Consider the following 13,318-nt stretch of genomic DNA (forward strand, 5'->3'; position numbering starts at 1 on the left):
CGAAATACCGGCTTATAACGAATGGCTGGCGGTTGCGATGGTATTGACGATCTGATAACTTGCTTGTCAATTATTTTCTTTGACAGGATTACAGGATGAACAGGATTCTGTATTCTCTAAAATCCTGTTCATCCTGTAATCCTGTCAATAATCATAAACCTGACCTGTCTCTGGTTATTTCCTACCGTGATAAAACCGCTTCTGCTCGCCCTTAGCCTGTCCCTGTTCCTATCTCTTTCTACTGTCGCCCAGTCCGGGCCGAAAGCACCCGCCAAAGCCCGGACGATTGTGACGACGGACGGGGAAGTCGATGATGTCGATACGTTTGTGCGGTTGCTGTTGTACAGCAATGAGTTCAATCTGGTGGGGCTGGTCTACAGCAGTTCGCAGTGGCACTACAAAGGCGACGGAAAGGGCACAAAATTTACGTCGGAGATGGCAAGCACGGCGCAGCGGTACGGCGAGCGAACCGAACTGCGGTGGCCCGGCACGACCTGGATGGAATCGTACATCGACCGGTATGCGCAGGTGTACCCAACCCTTCGCCAACACGCACCCGGCTACCCGACCCCGGCCTACCTGCGCAGTCTGGTACGGATCGGGAATATCGACTTTGAGGGTGAGATGAGCCGTGATACCGAAGGCTCGGACTTTATCAAAGCCATCCTGCTCGACAACGACCCCAGCCCGGTTTACCTGCAAATCTGGGGTGGCACCAATACCGTGGCCCGCGCGCTGAAATCAATCGAGGATCAGTACAAACGCACGGCTGAGTGGCCCGCTATCAGCAAAAAGGTGTCGGACAAGGCGATTATCTACGCTGTACTCGATCAGGACGCGACCTACCAGAAATACGTCGCGCCAAACTGGCCGAAGATTCGGGTGCTGTACAATTCCGATCAGTTCTGGAGCTTCGCTTACCTGTGGCCGCGCGTCGTACCAGCGGAATTGCAGACGTACCTCAGCGGGCCGTGGTTCGACAAAAACATTCGCGCCCACGGGGCACTGCTCGACGGCTACTACCTCTGGGGCGATGGTAAGCACCTGCCCGGCGACCCCGAACACACGCACGGTGAGATGGCCGAAGCCAAAAAGTACGACCGGCAGCAATACGACTTCATCTCCGAAGGTGACTCCCCTGCCTTTTTCTACCTGATCGACGTGGGGCTGCGGAGCCGGGAAAACGTCGCGTACGGCGGCTGGGGCGGGCGTATGGTTCAATCGCCGACGAACCCGTACCGTTGGGAAGATGGCAAGACCGTCACCGACTACGACCCGTATACCAAAAAACAGGACGCAGCTTACCCACAAACGCGCTGGATCCCGGCTCTGCAAAACGACTTTGCCGCCCGCGCCGACTGGTGTATCAAACCCTACAAACAGGCCAACCACCCGCCCGTGGTGACGCTTAAACAGGCGTCTGACATCCGCGTCAAACCCGGCCAAACCGTCTCCCTGACCGGCTCCGCCACCGACCCCGACGGCAACACGGTTGGTTTCCACTGGTGGCAGTACGAAGAAGCAGGCACCTACCCCGGCACGGTTGTTCTGACCAATCCTGATCAGGCAAAAGCCACGTTCAGCGTACCGACCGACGCCAAACCCGGCCAAACCATCCACCTGATTCTCAACGCGACCGACACCGGAAGTCCGGCGCTTACCCGCTACCAGCGCGTCATTGTAACGGTGGAATGAAGGGCATACCCCTACAATGCAAACAGCCCGACTCATTGAGCCGGACTGTTTGCATTGTAGCACCCTTACTTTTTACTTAACCACCAGTCGCTGTGTGGCCATACCGGTTGCGGTTTTTACGTTCACCAGATAGCTACCCGGCGTTAGTTGGCTACCATCGAACTGTACTTCGTGACGACCGGCTGGCTTCGACTCGTCTACCAGCGTTTTCAGGCTATAGCCCAGCACGTTTAGCACCTCAACTTTTACGTGCTCTTCACTTGGCAGGCTGTACTGAATGGTCGTGTTACCCGAGAATGGGTTTGGGTACGCGGTTGTCGTACGAACAAATTCGTCGGCGGCAACGCGACCGGCTGACGGCTGCGTCAGGGCTTCCCAGCGGGGAAAGTGCGGGTAACGACGACGGCGAAGTCAGCGCGGCTAACTACCTGCGCCGGTTTGAATGTTGCGTGCAGTACGGGTTGTACGTCGTACGGTCCCTGCGTCAGGGTATAGTAGGCGTTGATCAGACCCAGGTCGAGGGCGATACCAACGTACCCTTCCAGACCAGCCGGGATGTTGCCCGCGTCTTCAATGGTGTAGGTTTTACCGTCCATCGAAACCGTTACGGGCTTACCGGCACGGCCCAGTGCCGCTTCCTGAAGACCTAGGCTTTGTACGATCGAATACGCCAGCGATGCCCGATTTACCACCTCCCAGGGGGCAAAGGTGTTCGTGCTCTTCGGCAACAGTACACCACTGAATGCGTGTTTGTTATCGCGAAGCGCAGCGCCTTTTGCCACGACCGATTCGGCAATCAGCCACTGTTCGGCCGACAGATCGGTGAACGTACGGCTACCATCGGTCGGAACGAACTGGCGGATGCCCTGTCCCATCAACAGGTAATCGGCCAGATGATAGCGTTTCAGCGATTCGTTGGGCCGGAAGCCACCCGCGACACCATCAACCAGTCGGTTAGCCACGGCGGCTTTGATCGACGCTTCAGCCGGGTGACCAGCAATATCGTTCATACCGCTTGTACCGCTGGCCGTCAGTAGGGTAATGTTGCCAGATACCGTTTCGGGAATACCAGCCCCGCGCAATCCGTCAATTCGCAGTGTCCAGGTGCCCGCCACCGGCGATGCAACAGCTACGCTACGATCTGGCGAAATGGCAAACGCAACCGGAATACCAGCCCGGTACTGTACACCCGCCGGATCGACCAGGGTCAGCGTGATCGGATTACCCGTTTCGCCCAAAAGCCCGTTCGCGTTGATTTTTGCTTCGATACTGTTTGTACCGGCGGCAACCGCAAACGTCATCTGGTTACCCGTTGTCAATGCCGGATTGTAGTTGATCGAAAAGCTCTGCCGATTGATCTGTGTATTCACGTTACTCACAAACGAGCGTCTGCTGTTGACCGTCGGGCCGAACGCCGTTCCACGGAAAATCTGATCGACAGCGGCATAGGCGTTAACGTACCCGGCCCCTACTTCCCATGACTCACGACCGGGAATGTTGGTGGCCGTTTTCTGCATGATCTGCCGAATCTGTGCCGGCGACAGCGACGGATTGGCTTCCAGCATCAGGGCTGTGATACCCGCTACGTGTGGGGTCGCCATCGACGTACCACTTTTGTAGGTATAAAACGGCAGATAAGCCGGTTCGATACCCTGCGCATCCTGCTGAGCAGCCGTCGCCATCAGTGGGCTGATCACGCGGGTCGAAATCACATCGACGCCGGGCCCTACGATGGTCGGCTCGTTTTTAAACGTCCATGTTTCGCCATCGATCTGGAACGTACCGCTCTGATTCATCACACCCCGCGACGAGAAATCGGCCAGCCGACCGAATCTGTCGCCCGCCCCTACTGAAATAACCCAGGGGGCAACAGCGTAAGGATTATGGGTATCGGCACCGGGACCGCTGTTGCCAGCCGCAAAAACAATAACGACACCACGATCATACAGTTTCTTGGTAATCAGGTTGATCGGGTGCTGCGGATTAAACGTACCGCTCGAACCAAACGAGTTGCTCACCACCCGAATGTTGTACTGATACTGGTGTGTCAGCGCGTAATCGAAGCCACCAATCGCATCCAGCACGAGCAGCGCCCCACCCGATCCGTAGCCGATCAGCGAAGCACCGGGCGCAACGCCTTCGTACTTGCCACTCGACTTGGCACCGTTGGCCCCAACCGTACCGGCGCAGTGGGTACCGTGTCCTGAGTTGGAATCAGTGTTGGGAACGCCCTCTATATACGACACGGGCAACATCGAGTTCAGCGAGTTCAGATTAGTCGTACCCAGCGTGTTTTGCACCAGGTGCGTGCCCAGCTTGATGTCGTCGTGCGTACCGTCGATACCACTGTCGTTGATCAACACACCGATACCACGACCCGACACAGGAATGCCCTTGTTCCGCGCCGTGATGGTCTTGTCGGCCCGCAGCCGTTTCACACCCGTCAGGTGGGTATCCTCAAAATTGTAATAGTCTAGCTTCTTGTTCAGGAAAAGCGATTTGACACCCGACTGAGCGGCTAGCGCGTCGACTTGGGCAGCTGTAGCCAGTACACCCGCGATGGGTACGGCCCGGAACGTGATGCCCCGCGTAATACCCAATTGTTGCAGTAGCGACACCTGACCGGCGGTCGGTGCGCCATCTCCTTCGAAGGTTACGACTACCTCAGCGAGCGGGTTGGTAGCAAGCGAATTTTTTAGTTCTGGGTCGATGAAGGCCTGTGCCCATAACTGCTGAATCGATACGAGTAGTACCGCTACTACAGATATACGTTTTTTCATTGGACAATAGATAATGGGGTTAAAAAATCACGTAACTCCACTATCTACGCACATTGGTTACAGGCAGATTTCTAAATCGATATTAAAATTAATTTTTAATTAAGACGCATAAATCTCCATAATCAACGGAACTATATCACTTCAGCGTAATATAAATGCTTTAAACAACTGTTTAACAAAATTAACTATGGTCAATTTTATAGCACTCCCGCCAGTTTTACCACCCAGGCATGCTGGCAGGGGATGTTACCGGGAGTAACAGCGGGCATCGTAATCCGGACCGTTTTGCCCGACGTCGATGCGCTGACGGTGCCTTTGTAACCGAGCATCGTGGTACGCCCAGCCTTGCTGATACCCGATACCGTAATGGGTTGCGTGGGCCATTCGGTACAGAGCATATACAGGTCGCTGCCCTTGCGGGTAAAGTAAACCTTCGTGTCTTTCGTGACGGCCGGAGCCGCGTCCCATTTTCGGGTATCGTAGATCGCTTCGCCGTTGACGGCCAGCCAGTCGCCGATGTCGTGGAGTCGCTGCTGCATAATCACCGGGATACGCCCGTCGGCGGTGGGGCCTACGTTGAGCAGCAGATTCCCACCCCGCGCTACTTTGTCAATCAGCATACCGATTAGCTGTCCGCTGGTGGAGTAGTCTTCCAGATTTTCGGTGCGGTTGTAACCGAACGACGAACCGATGCCCCGGCACTCTTCCCAGGGGTGGGTAAACGTCATGCCCGTCGAGTTGGCATCATGAACGAGGTCGTATTCGGTGGTGTAGATACCGCCGTGTTTTGAGCGGGTTTCCTTGCCCCAGCGATCGTTCACCACCACGTCTTTTTTCACGGGCGATTCGTTGTAGAGCCACGCCAGAAATTCGGTGCTTTTCCACGTCTCGCTGGGGTGCTCCCACTCGCCATCAGTCCAGACGATGTCGGGCTTATAACGCGTGACGAGGTCTTTCAGCTGCGGCATCATGTGCTGATCGACGTAGGCGTTAACGTCTTTCTTGTAGAGCGGGTTGAACCACTCGTAGAGCGAATAGTAGTAGCCCATCCGCAGGTCTTTTGCCCGCACGGCCTTGATCAGATCGCCCGCCAGATCGCGGTGCGGGCCCACGTCGACAGCGTTCCAGTTCCAGGCCTGCGCCGACGGCCAGAGGGTAAAACCTTCGTGGTGTTTGCTCGTCAGGACGACGTATTTAGCACCCGACTGTTTGAACATATCGGCCCACTCATCGGGCTTGAACAGTTCACAGGTGAAGCCTTTGACGAAATCCTGGTATTTGAAATCGGTACCGTAAACGCGGTCCTGAAACTTCGCAAAAATGGGGTACGTCTTCGAGTCCCGGTCGGTCGATTTCTGCCAGTACCACTCCGCATATCGGTCGTACACGCCGACACCGTCGCGGGCGGTTGGGCCAAACGCCGGCACCGAAAACAGGCCCCAGTGAATGAAGATCCCGAACTTGGCATTCTCGAACCAGGCCGGTACGGGTCGGCTGTCGATCGACGCCCAGTTGGGTTGGTATTGAGCGTTCATCGCGGTTGGTATCGTAAGCAGCAGAACGAGCGTCAGACAGTTAAGCAGGCGTTTCATCGGCAGAAATTGATTTACCTGAAAAGCAGAAACGCCCGGTAGTTTACCGGGCGTTTCTGAATGCGTATTTCAACCACAAACTCACTTACTCCTCCGTTGTGGCTTCTTTCTTTAGTTTCTTCGGATCACGTTTGGCGACGAGTTCACCATTTTTCAGCTTCTTCGACACGGCCATAAACGGCCCCGAAATAATCTGTTCGCCCGCTTTCAGGCCCGACAGAATCTGGATGTTTTCGTAGTCGCTGATGCCCGTTTTGACTTCGCGCTGCTGGGCCTTGCCACCCGCGTTGACAAACACGATCTCTTTGGGCTTCTCCTTCTTTTCCGGCGCAGCCTCGTCGGCGTTTTCCTCTTTCTCGTTTTCCACGGCGGTACTGTCGGCGCGGGTCGTGACGGCGGCAATCGGCACGGCCAGTACCCCCGGTTTACGGTCGGTGATGATCTCGACAGACGCGGTCATACCGGGCTTGAACGGATAGCCTTTCTTGTCTTTCTGCGCCAGCAGGTCGGTGTACGAGTTATTCAGGATTTTGATCTTTACCTCAAACTCCGTCACGGCATCGGCAGACAGCGTTGCTGCGGCCGACGTACCCGACGCCAGACCATTCGCCGTATTGGCGATTTCGTAGACAATGCCTTTGAACTTCCGTCCGGCCGTCGTGTACGAGTCGACCTCGATATCGGTCGTATCGCCCAGCCCGACGCGCACGATGTCGTTTTCGTTGACGTTGACCCGCACTTCCATGTTTTGCAGATTGGCAATTCGCATGATCTCCGTACCGGCCATCTGCGACGTACCGACGACGCGTTCGCCCAGCTCGATATTCAGCTTGGACACCGTGCCGTTGACGGGTGCGTAGATCGTGGTTTTGCGCAGGTTCTCGCTGGCATCGCGCATGTTGGCTTCGGCACTCTGAATGCTGAACTGCGACGCCCGCACGCTGGCTTTTGCCGCTTCCAGCTCCTGCTTGGCGACGTTGTAGTTGGCTTCGCTGGTTTCGAAATCGGCGGTCGAAATTACTTTGTCGGTCAGCAGTTTTCGGTTGCGGTCGTAGTCGGCTTTGGCCCGCAGCAGCCGCGCACTCGACTGCGCCACCGTCGCTTTCGACTGCTCCATCTGCGCCCGGCTCTGGTTGACGGTTGCTTTCGAGCGCGCCATCACCGATTCGTAGTTGTCGGGCCGGATGCGGCACAACAACTGCCCCGCTTTCACAGGGTCACCCTCGTTGACGTACAGCCCGATTATTTCACCCGATACATCGGGGCTGATCTTGACTTCGACCTGCGGCTGTACGCGGCCCGACGCGCTGACCCGTTCGGTAATGTCAACTTTCTTTACGGTGGCAAAATCGACTTCGGTAGCTTTCTGCTTGCCAATAACGCCCATCTGTTTGGCGGCCATCAGCCCACCCGCCAGCACAACGATTGCCAGACCAAGCAGCCACCAGATTCGGTTACTCTTTTTCATAGGGAGGGGAATAGTTGTGGTTTACGGTTTAAAGTCTAACGTTTAAGGTTGTTCCAGCCAGAACATTAAACGTTAGACTTTAAACCGTAAACCCCTAAAAAGTCAACGGTTTATTCTGGTAATAGTCGAGAATTTTGGTGCGGAACACATAGTCGTATTTGGCCTGTACCAGACTCGCCCGTGCCCGGTCGAGATTGGTTTTGGCAATGCTGTAGTCGGTTGCGTTAATGGCGCCCGCGTTCAGGCGACTTTCGGCAACCTGAAACGCCCGCTCCAGTGAGGCTACCTGCGCCTGCGTAGCCCGGTAGCGATTAGCCCCGGCCCGCATGTTGGTGTACGCCGTTTCAATCTGCTGCCGTAGTTGCAGACGTGTGTTTTGGGCCGTCAGTTCGGCGTTTTGCTGCTGAATTTTGGCCGTCGTGATGCGGTTGCGCGACAGGTTACCCTGAAAGATCGGCACACGCAAAAACAACGATGCCGACTGGCTGAAGTTGTTGCGAAGCTGCGAACCATACCCGATACCGATCCGATTAAAATCAGGGCTTACTGTGTAGACGGGTATGCTTGCCCCCGTGTTGGGGTCTGTTAAAAAGCCTGTCTGTATCTGTGTCGTTGCGCCGGTAGCGATCGCTGTGCTGGCCGCGCTGGAGTAGAGCGTACTCAGGTTACCGTTCAGCGACAGCGTTGGGTACAGCCCGCCTTTGGCCACCTGTACGCCCGCGTTGGCACTTTTCACCCGCAGGTCGGCCCCTTTGACTTCCGGCAGGTTGGTAGCCGCCACGTCGAACAGTTGCTGCACCGACGCCGTGTAGGGGTCGAGGCCGGGGTCGGGTACGGTGATCGGCTCGACCTCAAACGCCTGATCGATCGGTACGTTCATCGCCTGCAACAGAGACACCCGCCCCAGGTCGAGCGTGTTCTGCGCGTTGATGATGTCGAGTTCGTTGCTGGCCAGGGTCGCCCGTAGTTCAAACAGGTTTGCTTCGGGGGCCGACCCCGCGCTGACGAGTCGCTGTGTCCGGTCAAGTTGGGCGCGGGTAACGTCGGCCTGCCGCTGGGCCACGGCCAGTTGTTCCCGGCCAGTCAGCACGTTCAGGTAATTCTGCGCGACCGTTAGCCCCACGTTGTTCAGCGTAGCCTGTAATTCCAGTTCGCTGGCCTGAAGCGCCAGGTTGTCGCGCTGTATCGAGCCCTGCAATACACCACCGTTGTAGAGCGTAACCGAGGTGTTGAGCTGAAAGCTGCTGGAGTTGACTGTCTGCTGGACAAATTCGTTCGACTGAGGGTTGATGCTGCGCCCCCCGTTGATCGACTGGTTACCCTGGAATACCGCCGTCGGCAATTTGTTGAGCCGCGACTGACGCAGTTGCAAATCGGCGTTGGCAACGGTAAGCTGCCCCTGCCGGATCTGGATGTTGTTCTGCCGGGCAATGTCGATGCACTGTTGCAGGTTCAGCCGCCCCGACGTGGTGACAGCTGGCGTAGCGACGCCCGGCGTCGCTACGCCCGACCGGACAGCCGGGGGAGTCTGGGCCACTACGGGCGACAGGGCCGTTAGTAGCACCCCCGTTAGCAAACCAAGTGTCGACGTAGAAACCTGCATAGTCATTATCCTTTGAGCGATCAATGTTACGAACTTACCTTTGAGCAGACCGCTAGTTTTGGATGAACGGCGCAAAACCCCATGAGCCTGGTTTATAATTCGACTGTTCTGGCCGACGACGCGCTGCCGCTGCTCCCCACCGACCGGGCTTTCCAGTACGGCGACGGCCTGTTTGAAACCATTCGCTACGAGCGGGGCCACGTCTGGTTCTGGCCCGACCACATAGCGCGGTTGCAGGCTGGCATGGCCGCACTGCATCTCACTTTCCCGCCCGACCTCACCGCCGACGTACTGTACAGTCAGCTGCTCGATCTGCTGGCGCGCAATGGGCTCACCGACACGACAGCTCGCGTAAAACTTCAGGTCTGGCGACAGCCGGGCGGCTTGTATACGCCTGTAACATCGGCGATTAACTACCTGCTCACCGCCCGCGCGGGGCTTCCGTTCGCTAGTACTGAAAAACCAAAAATAAGTATTTACGATACATTTCGTTTGCATGATTCTCCTGTTTCGTCGCTTAAAACCTTGAATTCGTTACCGTATGTACTGGCCGGTATCTATAAATCGCAGCAACAGCTCGACGATGTCCTGCTGCTGAACACCAACGGCTACCTCGCCGAGTGCCAGGCGGCCAACCTATTCTGGCTGACAGACAACGTGTTATACACCCCTTCCCTCAGAACCGGCTGCGTTGACGGAACAGCCCGCAAACAACTCCTGCGCCTGTTTCCCGACGCACGGGAGGGCTGGTATCTCCCCGACGTGCTTGCTACCGCTGCCGTTGTTTTTTCGGCCAATGTCATGGGCATTCAGGTGTTTGCGGGCGCGTTTTCCACCGAACAGCACCACTACATCGTCCAGCATTTCACCGACCCGGCCACGTAAGGCTAGTCAATTGCTATGCCACCAACGTAGCACCCTGACAGTCAGATTTTTGAGAAAAAAGGTAGCGTACTAACTGTCCGCGATTGGACAGTTGGCGATGTGGAAGCGGACAGCCAATTGGTCCGGCACAGCATCTCTGCTGTGTCAGCCGACAGGCTAATCAGGCTACCCAACGGCCCAGCAGGGACGCTGGACCAGACAGAATACCACCTATTCCGAAGAAAATCGTCTTACAGGCAAACCAATCCGCTGATTCCTGTTTTATTCGAACAATGAACGATGCAACCGACTTCCAGCAACTAGCCCCCCGCCGTCAGCAGCAGCTGATGGCGTTCAATCGCCTGCTTACGATCATGGACGAACTGCGGGAGCAGTGCCCGTGGGATCGCAAACAAACCCTCGACAGTCTGCGTCACCTGACAATCGAAGAAACGTACGAACTCTCCGACGCGATTCTGAATAAAGACATGGTCGATATTCGGAAGGAGCTCGGTGACGTGCAGTTGCACCTGATTTTCTACGCCAAAATCGCATCAGAAACCGGCGACTTCGACATTGCCGACGTGCTGAACGGCGAGTGCGACAAGCTCATCAGCCGCCACCCCCACATATACGGCGACATAAACGGGCAGCGCGTTGTAGCCGACACGGAAGAGCAGGTTAAAGCCAACTGGGAGCAGCTTAAGCTGAAAGAAGGAAATAAATCGGTGTTTGGAGGTGTGCCAACCTCGCTGCCTGCGCTGGTGAAAGCCATGCGGATTCAGGAAAAAGCGCGCGGGGCCGGATTCGACTGGGACGAAAAAGAACAGGTCTGGGAAAAGGTCGAAGAGGAGATGCAGGAATTTAAAGCCGAATTCAACATCGATACGCTGGAACAGGCCATCGATACGCAACGGGCCGAGGGCGAATTCGGCGACCTGCTGTTTTCGCTCGTCAACTACGCCCGTTTTATCGACATCAACCCCGAAACGGCGCTCGAACGCACCAACAAGAAGTTTATCAAGCGCTTCCAGTACATAGAAGAGCAGGCCCGCGCCAACGGTAAAGCCCTGAGCGACATGACGCTGGCCGAAATGGATGTGTACTGGAATCAGGCCAAAACTGTTTAATGCCCCAGCCCCCTGACGAGCTGGGCTCTCAAACCGTCATCCTTACCCCCCGCCCCCTGAAGGGGGAGTGCCCTACAAATGAGCTTCTCCCCCTTCAGGGGGCGGGGGGTAAGGATGATGGAGCTGGCCGGGGGTATATCTCCTCTCTTCTTTCTCCCTAAAACCATGCGTATCGCTTTCATCACTGACCTGCATATCGACACCGATACGGAACACACGCAGGGCGTTGACGTCCGGCAGAATTTCCTGGACGTACTGGCCAGGGTGTCCGATTTAAAACCGCATTGCCTGGTGCTGGGGGGCGATCTCTGCAACCGCGCCGGTGACGCCACCATCTACGACTGGATACGCGCCGAAACACGGAAACTGCCCTGGCCAACCTACGTCATTCCCGGCAACCACGACGACACCGGGCTGATGGCGAAAGCGTTTGGGCGGGAAGCCGATCTGCACGACGGCGAGTTGTACTATGCCGTCGCGCTGGAAGGGTTTCCGGCCCTGTTTCTCGACTCCTCGAAAGCCACGTTTTCGGCACAGCAGTGGACGTGGCTCCGCGATTACCTGAAACTGCTGCGCGATAAAAATCTGCTCGTTTTCATGCACCACCCGCCCGTGCCCGCCGATATGCGCAGCATGGACCGGCTGGGGCGGTTTGGTCCGTCGGAGGAATTTCTCGATCTAATAAAAGATTTGCCCTGCCACGTGACGGTCGTTTGCGGGCACTACCACACCGATAAAGTGGTGCAGCGCGGTAACTTGCTGGTCATGCTGACACCCTCGACCTACGTACAACTCCGGCCCGACACGCCCGACTTTGTTGTGAGTGGGCATCAGGTTGGTTTCCGGGAGCTGAACGTCAATTTTCACACCATCACCAGTACCGTCCACTACCTCGATCATCGGGGCTAGCCGCTGGTCGGCCTACACTTCTGACCCCTCGCCACTGTGTCTTATTCGATTCCTCAGCTTCGCACCGTTCAGGTTGTCCGCTACGTGACGCCCCTGCGCGAAGGCGGTTCATTACCCGCCATCATCGAAGGCGACGACGATTTTCTGTATGTGCAGAAGTTTCGCGGAGCCGGGCAGGGTGCGCGGGCGCTCATCGCCGAACTCATTTCGGGTGAAATCGCCCGGCTGCTGGGTTTGCGCATTCCCGAAATCGTCTTTACCGAACTCGACCCCGTTTTCAGCCGTACCGAACCCGACGAAGAAATTCAGGATTTGCTGCGGGCCAGTGTGGGGCTGAATCTGGCCCTGCACTACCTGTCGGGCGCGATCACCTTCGACCCGATTATCAATACCGTCGATCCGCTGCTGGCGTCGCAGATCGTGTGGCTCGATAGCCTGACGATGAACGTCGACCGGACGGCCCGCAACACGAACATGCTGATCTGGCACAAGGAACTGTGGCTGATCGATCACGGCGCGTCGCTGTACCTGCACCATACCGGCCCCGACTGGGCGAAGCATAGTCAGCGGGCGTTTGTGCAGCTTAAAGACCACGTGCTGCTACCCCAGGCGTCGGAGCTAACGACCGTCGACGCGGCATACCGGGCGATCCTGACGCCCGACCGTATTCGCGCCATCGTCGATCTGGTTCCCGACGGATGGCTGGCCGATGACGAATCGCCCGAACCACAGCGCGACGCGTATGTACAGTTTCTCACCGATCGACTTGCTCACTCTGAACGTTTTGTCAACGAAGCCGCCCATGCCCGACAAGCACTTGTTTGAATACGCCATTATCCGCGTAGTACCGCGCGTTGAGCGGGGCGAGTTCATTAACGTCGGGGTTATTCTGTACTGTGCCTCGCAGGGGTTTCTGCGCACGCTGTTTGTTCTGCCCGAAACCCGGCTCGCGGCCCTCTGCCCCACCCTCGACCTAACGGAGCTAACCGAACGGCTGCGGGCATTCGAGCGCGTCTGCGCGGGTCGGCAGGCCGGCGGCCCGATTGGTCAGTTGCCGATAGCCGCCCGCTTCCGTTGGCTCACCGCGACCCGCAGCACCGTCGTACAAACCTCGCCCGTTCACCCCGGCCTGTGCACCGATCCGGCCGACGCGCTGGCGCAGTTGTTTGTACAGCAGGTAGAATGATTTTTACCTCACCCCCGGCCCCTCTCCTAAAACAGGAGAGGGGTGACTAGCGAGAAATTAGTACTTGGCCTTTCTGATGTTCCAACGAGAT

The 13,318-nt window shown here is 56.8% G+C and carries 11 protein-coding genes; 6 read left to right on the top strand and 5 right to left on the bottom strand.

What is annotated here, in order from left to right:
* Positions 1-186: 186 nt before the first annotated feature.
* On the top strand, positions 187-1,695 hold the full coding sequence (locus HH216_RS00610; protein ID WP_169549026.1) for a DUF1593 domain-containing protein: 1,509 nt from the start codon (positions 187-189) through the stop codon (positions 1,693-1,695).
* A 72-nt stretch (positions 1,696-1,767) separates the two neighbouring features.
* Here HH216_RS00610 and HH216_RS00615 read toward each other — a convergent pair whose 3' ends face one another.
* The 5 genes from HH216_RS00615 to HH216_RS00635 form a co-directional block, all read right to left on the bottom strand.
* A complete protein-coding gene (locus HH216_RS00615; RefSeq protein WP_169553212.1) occupies positions 1,768-2,064 on the bottom strand; it encodes a T9SS type A sorting domain-containing protein in 297 nt (98 codons plus the stop codon).
* Positions 2,061-4,475 (bottom strand): S8 family serine peptidase, encoded by a 2,415-nt coding sequence (locus tag HH216_RS00620; protein ID WP_169549027.1) that lies wholly within the window; start codon positions 4,473-4,475, stop codon positions 2,061-2,063. The genes HH216_RS00615 and HH216_RS00620 overlap by 4 nt, the downstream gene beginning before the upstream one ends.
* Positions 4,476-4,672: 197 nt before the next feature.
* The gene (locus HH216_RS00625) at positions 4,673-6,067 is read right to left on the bottom strand and encodes an alpha-L-fucosidase (RefSeq protein ID WP_169549028.1); all 1,395 of its coding nucleotides are present in this window, start codon (positions 6,065-6,067) and stop codon (positions 4,673-4,675) included.
* 85 nt (positions 6,068-6,152) lie between these two features.
* Positions 6,153-7,535: an efflux RND transporter periplasmic adaptor subunit gene (locus HH216_RS00630; RefSeq protein ID WP_169549029.1), complete on the bottom strand. Its 1,383-nt coding sequence runs from the start codon at positions 7,533-7,535 to the stop codon at positions 6,153-6,155.
* A 94-nt stretch (positions 7,536-7,629) separates the two neighbouring features.
* A complete protein-coding gene (locus HH216_RS00635) occupies positions 7,630-9,138 on the bottom strand; it encodes a TolC family protein (protein ID WP_169549030.1) in 1,509 nt (502 codons plus the stop codon).
* 81 nt (positions 9,139-9,219) lie between these two features.
* Here HH216_RS00635 and HH216_RS00640 point away from each other — a divergent pair, with 81 nt between their 5' ends.
* The 5 genes from HH216_RS00640 (at position 9,220) to HH216_RS00660 (ending at position 13,227) form a co-directional block, all read left to right on the top strand.
* Positions 9,220-10,023: an aminotransferase class IV gene (locus HH216_RS00640; RefSeq protein ID WP_169549031.1), complete on the top strand. Its 804-nt coding sequence runs from the start codon at positions 9,220-9,222 to the stop codon at positions 10,021-10,023.
* A gap of 272 nt (positions 10,024-10,295) precedes the next feature.
* On the top strand, positions 10,296-11,132 hold the full coding sequence (gene mazG / locus HH216_RS00645; RefSeq protein ID WP_254448623.1) for a nucleoside triphosphate pyrophosphohydrolase: 837 nt from the start codon (positions 10,296-10,298) through the stop codon (positions 11,130-11,132).
* A 165-nt stretch (positions 11,133-11,297) separates the two neighbouring features.
* The gene (locus HH216_RS00650) at positions 11,298-12,041 is read left to right on the top strand and encodes a metallophosphoesterase (RefSeq protein ID WP_169549032.1); all 744 of its coding nucleotides are present in this window, start codon (positions 11,298-11,300) and stop codon (positions 12,039-12,041) included.
* Between the two features lie 36 nt (positions 12,042-12,077).
* Positions 12,078-12,866 (top strand): HipA family kinase, encoded by a 789-nt coding sequence (locus HH216_RS00655; RefSeq protein WP_169549033.1) that lies wholly within the window; start codon positions 12,078-12,080, stop codon positions 12,864-12,866.
* Entirely contained in the window at positions 12,844-13,227 is a 384-nt protein-coding gene (locus tag HH216_RS00660) for a DUF3037 domain-containing protein (protein WP_169549034.1), read from the top strand. The genes HH216_RS00655 and HH216_RS00660 overlap by 23 nt, the downstream gene beginning before the upstream one ends.
* Positions 13,228-13,318: the final 91 nt, after the last annotated feature.

The sequence above is a fragment of the Spirosoma rhododendri genome, assembly GCF_012849055.1.
GTDB lineage: Bacteria > Bacteroidota > Bacteroidia > Cytophagales > Spirosomataceae > Spirosoma > Spirosoma rhododendri.